Origin of the sequence: Lysinibacillus zambalensis (assembly GCF_040183165.1) — a bacterium.
Lineage (GTDB): Bacteria > Bacillota > Bacilli > Bacillales_A > Planococcaceae > Lysinibacillus > Lysinibacillus zambalensis.
Map to the genome: position 1 here is coordinate 1 of NZ_JBEGDG010000045.1, position 8052 is coordinate 8052.

The 8052-nt window shown below is 33.8% G+C and carries 8 protein-coding genes; 1 reads left to right on the plus strand and 7 read right to left on the minus strand.

Annotated elements, in window-relative coordinates; genetic code table 11:
- Positions 1–523: 523 nt before the first annotated feature.
- The gene (locus ABNX05_RS26500; RefSeq protein WP_432760174.1) at positions 524–646 is read right to left on the minus strand and encodes an N-acetyltransferase; all 123 of its coding nucleotides are present in this window, start codon (positions 644–646) and stop codon (positions 524–526) included.
- Positions 647–1144: 498 nt separating this feature from the next.
- Between ABNX05_RS26500 and ABNX05_RS25765 the strand changes: the two genes are divergently transcribed.
- The gene (locus ABNX05_RS25765; protein ID WP_349662295.1) at positions 1145–1339 is read left to right on the plus strand and encodes a hypothetical protein; all 195 of its coding nucleotides are present in this window, start codon (positions 1145–1147) and stop codon (positions 1337–1339) included.
- A gap of 691 nt (positions 1340–2030) precedes the next feature.
- Here the strand turns inward: ABNX05_RS25765 and ABNX05_RS25770 are convergent.
- From ABNX05_RS25770 to ABNX05_RS25795, 6 genes are all read right to left on the minus strand, one after another.
- A complete protein-coding gene (locus ABNX05_RS25770; RefSeq protein ID WP_349662296.1) occupies positions 2031–2783 on the minus strand; it encodes an iron ABC transporter ATP-binding protein in 753 nt (250 codons plus the stop codon).
- Positions 2780–3844 carry an iron chelate uptake ABC transporter family permease subunit gene (locus ABNX05_RS25775; RefSeq protein ID WP_349662297.1) on the minus strand — a complete coding sequence of 355 codons (1065 nt, stop codon included), beginning with the start codon at positions 3842–3844 and terminating at the stop codon, positions 2780–2782. The genes ABNX05_RS25770 and ABNX05_RS25775 overlap by 4 nt, the downstream gene beginning before the upstream one ends.
- Entirely contained in the window at positions 3841–4857 is a 1017-nt protein-coding gene (locus ABNX05_RS25780) for an ABC transporter permease (protein ID WP_349662298.1), read from the minus strand. Before ABNX05_RS25780 ends, ABNX05_RS25775 begins: the two co-directional genes overlap by 4 nt.
- A gap of 18 nt (positions 4858–4875) precedes the next feature.
- The gene (locus tag ABNX05_RS25785; protein ID WP_349662299.1) at positions 4876–5907 is read right to left on the minus strand and encodes a siderophore ABC transporter substrate-binding protein; all 1032 of its coding nucleotides are present in this window, start codon (positions 5905–5907) and stop codon (positions 4876–4878) included.
- 384 nt (positions 5908–6291) lie between these two features.
- On the minus strand, positions 6292–6969 hold the full coding sequence (locus tag ABNX05_RS25790) for a response regulator transcription factor (protein WP_349662300.1): 678 nt from the start codon (positions 6967–6969) through the stop codon (positions 6292–6294).
- Between the two features lie 598 nt (positions 6970–7567).
- Complete coding sequence (locus ABNX05_RS25795; RefSeq protein WP_349662301.1) at positions 7568–7780, minus strand: hypothetical protein; 213 nt, start codon at positions 7778–7780, stop codon at positions 7568–7570.
- Positions 7781–8052: the final 272 nt, after the last annotated feature.

Consider the following 8052-nt stretch of genomic DNA (forward strand, 5'->3'; position numbering starts at 1 on the left):
TTTCTTCACTTCTACTATAAAAAAATAGTAGCACAAACCATGGCCTTGGTTTGTACTACTAATGTTAGTATGTTTTTCATTTTGATAATATTTCTTTGACCATTTTCCGACGTCACTTTATTATCACAAATAACGTTTGTACTGATCATCTTTTAATCATTTATAGCAATTGCAGCAATCATTCGCACTAGCATATAAATTACTGAAGCATAGCTTATTTTACTTATTTTTAATGTAGTATATTAGCTCCTGCTAGAATGAATTCGAGGTAATACATGTTTAAGTCTTTAGTTGAAACGTCCAAGCCACAACGACCATAAAGAAGGTTACTTAATCATAAAAAGTACTGCCTCATTTTTTCAATAAGAAAAAACGAGCTGCCTAACGCACACTGTTTGTTTAGGTGATTTGACTCACAACTAAACCTATCTTTCAGACTGAAAGAAATAGCTCTATACCACCTTTTTAGGTAACAAAAAAAGCAATCAATCTTTATAGACTAATTACCCTTTAAAACTAGAATTTATAAAATCTTTTGATAAAGTTTTATAGCTCGTTTATTTTTATATACATCCAAACGAATAGCTTTTATATTCATTTCTTTACTATACTGAATCATCATAAAATCCATAAGTCTTTTCCCAATTCCTTTAAGACAGTACCAACAATATGTTTATCATCACTAATCACATATAAATTACCTTCCTGTATACCTTTTATCAGTTTCTTTTACAGGATATCCGCCTTTTTTCCATTCAGGGTAATTTATATGGGAATCAAGGTAATCATTTAAATCTATCCTTATTTGGTAGTTGATTACGAAATCGAACTCTAATTTATAAAGATATTTTTCGTCAGTTTCAAGATGGATGAAATCACTCACAGTCTGTTCTATATACCTCTTAAACTTACATTTGCACTAACAATTAAAAAGCCCAAGTCCATAAGTATTATGAAAATACTATAGATTAACCCCACCTGTATGAACATATTTAACAATTAAAACTAAAAACCTTGTTGAACTATTCCGCTCTGTTAGTAAAAAAGAGTCTTCACTTGTTGTAAGTTAAAGTGGAAAGTTTCACAAATAATAAAAAATAGATTATACTGGACTAACTATCATATTAGAAAAGGAGCATTTCCAATGACCGAGAATAATCAAACTGATGTACCAAAAAAGAAAATCAGCCTGCAAGAAGCAGTGAAACAGCAACTTGAAAACAAAAAGAACCAATCCACTGCTAATAAAGGAAAAAAGCATACCGACCTTTCAACAAAAAAAATGAAAAGCCAACAAACGAAAAAAACAAGCAATACCCGTAGAAAAATGGGTGTCTAATCTACCGACAATATCGGAAAGACATATTACCAGGCAAAGCTGTTGATATTGTAAAGTGAAAAAGCATTCACCTGAATGCTTTTTTTCTTTTCATTTTATAACTTGTCTAGCTAAATTTTTCGTTAGTTCAATATAGAAAACAGAGCTGCCTATGCAACTCAGTGATCTTTAATTAAAGCTCCCCGTTAGCCATCCATGTAGCGCAAAATCGGCGCTACACCACAGAAAATGAAAGATGATTACGTTTTTTCATGGGAGTTAAAGAATACTTTATTCATTTGGTTTAAATTTGATTAATTTTGCTTGATACATTTTATCCTTAAAAATATAAGTAATTTGAATATCACCTATACTTCCACCTGCTTGAGAAATTTGCCCCCCTATTTTCGCAATAAGGTGATTATCGATTAAAAACCTCGAAAAAGGCTTAGAAATATCTCCTAAGCCTTTCCATTATTGAGTAATGTTGATTAGAAATCAAATTTTTTTAATGGAGAATTTCACTAAATTTCTCGTTATGACATACTTCAATCATTCTCGTGGGCAATGGCATTAAAAAAAGCTACCGCCTGTAAAATACAGACAGCAAATTCGACTAGGGTAACAGTTAAGATCTATGCAAGCTACAGTAAATAATTTAATTCTTGGCACACTCATTTTTTAAGCTGCTTCTTTTTTTAAAACTTTGTCACTAATAAACAGCGAGTGGCCCATAAGGACCTTCGATAATTTCTATTTTTGTTTCGAAAATATCTGTCAAAATTTCTGAGTCCATAACCTCTTCTACTGTTCCAAAAGCGGCAATTTGTCCATCTTTCATAGCACAAATTCTATCAGAATATTTGGCAGCAAAATTGATATCATGCATAACAGTCAAAATTGTTCTTCCAAATTCATTCGCAGCACGTCTCAAATGCTCCATCATTTGAACAGAACGAGCAACATCAAGATTGTTCAGAGGCTCGTCCAAAAGTACATATTCAGTCTCTTGGCATAAAACCATTGCTACATATGCCCTTTGTCTTTGACCACCTGAAAGCTCATCTAAATATCTATCTTCTAAATTAGTCAAATCTAAAAAATCGATATATTTAGAAATAATAGCCTCATCTTCTTTAGTTAATCTTCCCTTTGAATAAGGAAATCGTCCAAATCCAACTAATTGTCTAATAGTAAGCCTAGTTACAAAATGATTTTCTTGACGCAATATAGTCAAAATTTTTGCTAAGTCTTTTGATTTGGATTCAGAAACATCCATATTTGCCACCTGAATTTGACCTTCCTCCATATCCAAGAGTCTTCCAATCATCAAAAGTGTCGTAGACTTTCCAGCGCCATTTGGTCCAATTAAAGAAGTAAAACCCGCTTTTGGTATTTCAATATTCAAAGGTCCTATTTTTACTTCATCAGTATAGAACTTTTTAACATTATCAATTTTTATCATAAAGCCCTCTTCCTTAAAACTACAGTTAAAAATATTATTCCACCAAATAATTCAATAATAACTGAAACTACACCTTGAGCATGGAATACGTGATACATTAAAAAGTATGCACTCGTTAATATCAAAAATCCTATAGCAAGAGCCATTGGGAAAATATATCTATGATCATAAGTGGATGCCGCCTGATAGCTCAAAGTTGCTACTAAAAAGCCATAGAAAGTAAGTGGCCCAATCAGAGCTGTTGAAATTGACATCAAAATGGCAACTAATACAAGCGTATAAATTACACTAGATTGATATTTAACTCCAAAAGAAGTAGAAACATCCTTTCCTAGTGACAATATATTTAGATTCTTAGAATGAGCAAGAAGTAATAATGCTACAATTATTACCATAGGAATTACGATAGGAAAATATGCTGAATCCGCATTATTAACAGAACCAAACAATCTTGCCTGTAAAATATCAAATTCAGAAGGCGCAAGTAGTCTTCTCATGAAAGTTGACACAGAATTTAACCCAGTGCCAATAATAATCCCAACTAAAAGCATAAGTTGTAAATTCCCGTATTTACCAGAAAGGAGCCATCCATAAAGTATCAAACTCATCAAGACCATAACAACAACTTGAAATAAAAATGATCCAATCCCAGTAAAATTTATCAATGCACTAGCACCAAAGAAAAATATTGTACTAGTATGAATTGTTGAGTAAAGTGCTTCGAAACCTAAAAGTGAAGGAGTAATAATCCTATTATTCGTAATCGTTTGGAAAGCAACCGTCGACAAGCTCTGACAAACTGCCGCAATAATCATTGCAACAAGAGCTACTATCCTTCTCATAACAACTGGGATAAAAGAAGGTGAATCTACTGGAACTGGATTGTTATAAACTAAAAGTCCATATGAAGAAAGGACCCCCAAAGCAATCAATGTTATTAGCAAAATCCAATAACGTCTTTCTTCCTTCTTAGAACGAAAAGCCCTAGCTGATCTATTTTCATTATGAAGGCTAGAATCGATTTCAACATTTTCTTCATCTCTATATTCCAATGTGTTCATCGGTGCCTCCTTGGCTTTCTTTGTCTCAATAAAATAGTAATAAACACGACTGACCCCACTGTTCCAAGTATTAAAGAAACGGGTACTTCAAAAGGCATTATAATTGTTCGAGAAATTATGTCACAGGCTGTTACAGTTCCCATTCCTATCAAACATACCCAAGGTAAATTACTCCTAAGATCATCTCCTCTATACATTGAAACAATGTTTGGGACAATTAAGCCCAAGAAAGGTAAGTTTCCAATAACAGCTGCAACAATTCCAACTGCAAGAGAAATAAGGGCAGTCCCCATAAGAACAATCCTATTGTAATTAACGCCAAGGCTTGTTGCGACATCTTCTCCTAGTCCAGCTAAAGTCAATCTATTCGCATAAAGAAAAATAAACAAAGTAACGATAACAATTAGCCATAAATATTCATATCTTCCCACCTGAACAGGCGCAAAAGAACCTACAAACCAAGTTTCAATACTTTGTGTCATTTGAAAAAGAAGTCCCATAAAAGTGGACACTGCAGAAATGACTGCTCCAAGCATCAATCCAATAATCGGGACAATTAAAGACGAACGAAGTTTAACTCTTCTTAAAAATAAAAAGAAAATCATAGTTCCTATAAAAGAAAAAATGATTGCACCAGTCATTCTTAAAACTAAAGTCGGGGCAGGAAATAATAAATAAACAAAAAGCAGCCCTAAACCTGACCATTCAATAGTCCCTGTTGTAGTAGGTTCAACAAAACGATTCTGTGTAATCAGTTGCATTACGAGTCCTGCCATTGACATTGCAGCTCCAGTAAGCATTAATGCAACTGTTCTCGGAACACGAGTTATGAAAAACATTTCCATTCCATCCTCTTGTCCACGTATATCATAAACTCCAGTAAACAGTGATATAATGCCTAAAATAATAACAACTATAATCGCTAATATAAAAGGTCTTGTCCATATTTTATTGTAGTTATAAAACTGGGGTTGAGAATTTATCTCAACCCTAGAAGTTACATTTTTCAGCACATTTCATACTCCTTTACACTACTTAGCTAAAGTATTTGCAAGGTTTTCAAACAACTCTATATACGTCTGAATTGATTCGTTTGTGTAAGTATCTGCTGGTGCATAAATAATATGTTTTTTAGAAACAGCAGTTGTTTTTTGAAGAGCAGGTGCGTTAGCAATAACATCCTGAGCAGGAACTGAATCTTTTTCACCAGATATTGCAGCATCACGATCTAATACGAAAAGCCAATCAGGATTACTTTGTGCAATAGCTTCAACAGAAACTTCATCACCTTTATGATCTGATGTTGAATCGGCAACTTCTAATGCTGGTGCCCAACCGAAAATTTCATACATCGGTCCCCAAACACGTCCAGAATGAGGAGCTGCAAAACCAATATCCCCACCACCAACGATAACACTCATCACTTTATCTGTTCCATTATAAGCAGATTTAGCATTTTCGATAACTTTATCAAAATCAGCTACCACTTGTTTAGCTTCTTCATTTTTATCGAAAATTTGCCCTAAAGCAATTGTAGAATTTTTAAGTCCATTTACTAAGTTTTCCCCAGGTGTAGCAGTTTCCTCAGAAACATCTACATTAAGATCAATAACAACTGCATTTGGTACTAATTTTTTGATTTCTTCGTAATAGTCTGCAAATCTTTGACCGACGATTACAAGTTCAGGGTTTGCAGCCGCTATAATTTCAAGGTTTGGTTCACGGTGATTTCCAATATTTTGAACTGATTCATCACTTACATATGGTGAATCCGCAGGCATTACATCCTTTGGAACAGCTGCTAGTTCAATTTTCCAATCAGCTAAAGTTTCAAAAGTTCTATTATCCAAAGCAACTACATTCTTTGGGTTTACAGGAACAGAAACAGTTCCGTGGGCATCAGTGATTTCAACTGTAGCAGGTTTAGCAACTTCTTTACTTCCATTATCTTCATTAGACTTTGACTCTTGATTAGATTTATTGCTTGAATCTGAACAAGCTACTAACATCAATGTCAAAACTGCGATAATACCAACAAATTTTAAAAACATAGATTTCTTCATATACACATACTCCTTATTATGTAATTTATTTCGAAAATGATGAAGTCTATAGATTGAATTGGATAGTATTTGCTAGCCATTCCAATTGCTATTGATAATCATTTTCATTTAACCGTTCTTTGAAACAGTATAGTCTTTAATTCTGTGAAAATCTTGTGAAAAATGTAAGATGATAGATAAAGTTAATTTTTCACATTAAGTATTGGATACAAGAAAGGAGTGTGTGAAATATTCTTTTTATCGTTTCCTTCTCTTCAACATCTTCCGAAAACTGCTTGGTTATCAGATTTAATAGAACAAAAAAACGAGCAAAACTAATTGAAACTGTTTTTACTCGTTTTTTTTCGATTATGTTTAAAATTGATTACTGGGACAAACTGTACACTATTCAATCATTGAATAGCCTCTGCCATGTATTGTTTGAATATATCTGTCTTTCTTCTCGCACTTTAGCTTTTTTCTTAAATACCCAATATATAAATCCACTACATTTGGATTTACTGCTACGTCATATCCCCAAACCTGGTTCAAAAGCATTTCACGGCTCAATATTGAATTTTTATTTTTGATTAAAAATACAAGTAAGTCATACTCGCGCTTAGTAAGCGGAAGATTTTCGCCACCTTTTGTCATAATATTGCTGGATGCATCAACGAAGAGATCTTTAAATCGAAAGTAATCATTCTCGATTGGCTGGATACAGTCCCCCCTTCTTAAAACAACTTCTATCCTTGCTACTAATTCTTCTTTCACAAATGGTTTTCTTATATAATCATCTGCTCCTGCTTGTAATCCTGCTATGCAGTCCTTGCTGGACACATTGTCAGTCACTATGATTATCGGGGTCGTTTTAACAGCCCGTATTTGTTTGCAAATTTCCGGTCCAGATATACTTAACGAATCCCAATCCAATACGATAATATCCCAATCTTGCTCATATACTATATTTAATCCTTTTTTTTCATTGTGAAGTGTTAAAATGAAATAGCCTTCTTGCTTTAGACCGCTTACGATCTTCTTTGCTAATGACCGTTCATTCTTAATTACCAACACCTGCTTCACCCATAGTTCACCTCTACTTCGCTTCATTCATAAAATTATTTATCACAAAAAAGAATATCGGATCTATAAATATTAAATTTCTAAAAATACATTATAACAACTTATAAGGATAAATTTGGGATATTTCACAACGAATATGTATTAAATGCATTAGATATGGTTAAACGTTGCGACACCACACTCATTTGTGTATTAAGCATCTTCATGCTAGTTTAAATTAATCAAATAACAGCTGAAATGTGAATAGGTGGACATTCGGATTCTATCCTACTTTCACAATATCGATAATGATTATCATTGTCAATAAAAACCAGAACCAACTGTTTAACTGAGGGCTTAATCTGTAAGTACCAAGAAGTCTACTTCCGCCTTTATCGATAAGTATTTTCACGAGAATAACGATTTTCATTTTCCACCGCTTTTAATACTTTTTTGCTATGATGATTCTATCCACGAATTGGGCGGGGCTATACACGACTTTGATGGTTCTATCCACGACTTTGGCTTCTCTATCTGTTACCTTGGCTCTTCTTTCCGTCGCTCTGACCATACTTTCCCTCACTCTGACTGCTATCCGTCGCTCTGACTAGGTCGTTTTTTATAGTTTTATATATGCCATTACAGAGCTGTTGTCGACCATTCTCATTATTTCTATTATTGCGATGAGTCGAGTGTTGATGGCATCAGGTATTGATGAAGTAATGATTGCTCCTTTTACAAAAATCATTAATACATATGGCTTTCCTTTTTCTAAAAAAGCTTGTACTTCACTTTCATCTTTAGCTACATCAATACCCACTACTGGGTTCATTTTCTTTCCTCCTACAACGTATTCACCACCCAACCAGCCTCAAACATATTTCTACAAGTAGGGGTGAACAGTTTAGTTGAAGGGATCAATGTCTCACGCACCCGTACGTTCTACCCTGGCTACCGTTAGATTAAATCTAAATAAAAAAAGTTCAACCAGAAAGTTCTGGCTGAACTATTTAATACGAAAGCACCTCGTTCGTATTATAAGGTCAACCAGAGAGAAATCTGGTTGACTATTTTTTATTCAATTTATAGATTGATAGTAGCCGG

What these genes read in the sequence shown, in the direction of transcription:
- ABNX05_RS25765 (WP_349662295.1), top strand. Translation starts at nt 1,145, where the DNA reads ATGACCGAGAATAATCAAACTGATGTACCAAAAAAGAAAATCAGCCTG.
- ABNX05_RS25770 (WP_349662296.1), bottom strand. Translation starts at nt 2,783, where the DNA reads ATGATAAAAATTGATAATGTTAAAAAGTTCTATACTGATGAAGTAAAA.
- ABNX05_RS25775 (WP_349662297.1), bottom strand. Translation starts at nt 3,844, where the DNA reads ATGAACACATTGGAATATAGAGATGAAGAAAATGTTGAAATCGATTCT.
- ABNX05_RS25785 (WP_349662299.1), bottom strand. Translation starts at nt 5,907, where the DNA reads ATGAAGAAATCTATGTTTTTAAAATTTGTTGGTATTATCGCAGTTTTG.
- ABNX05_RS25795 (WP_349662301.1), bottom strand. Translation starts at nt 7,780, where the DNA reads ATGAACCCAGTAGTGGGTATTGATGTAGCTAAAGATGAAAGTGAAGTA.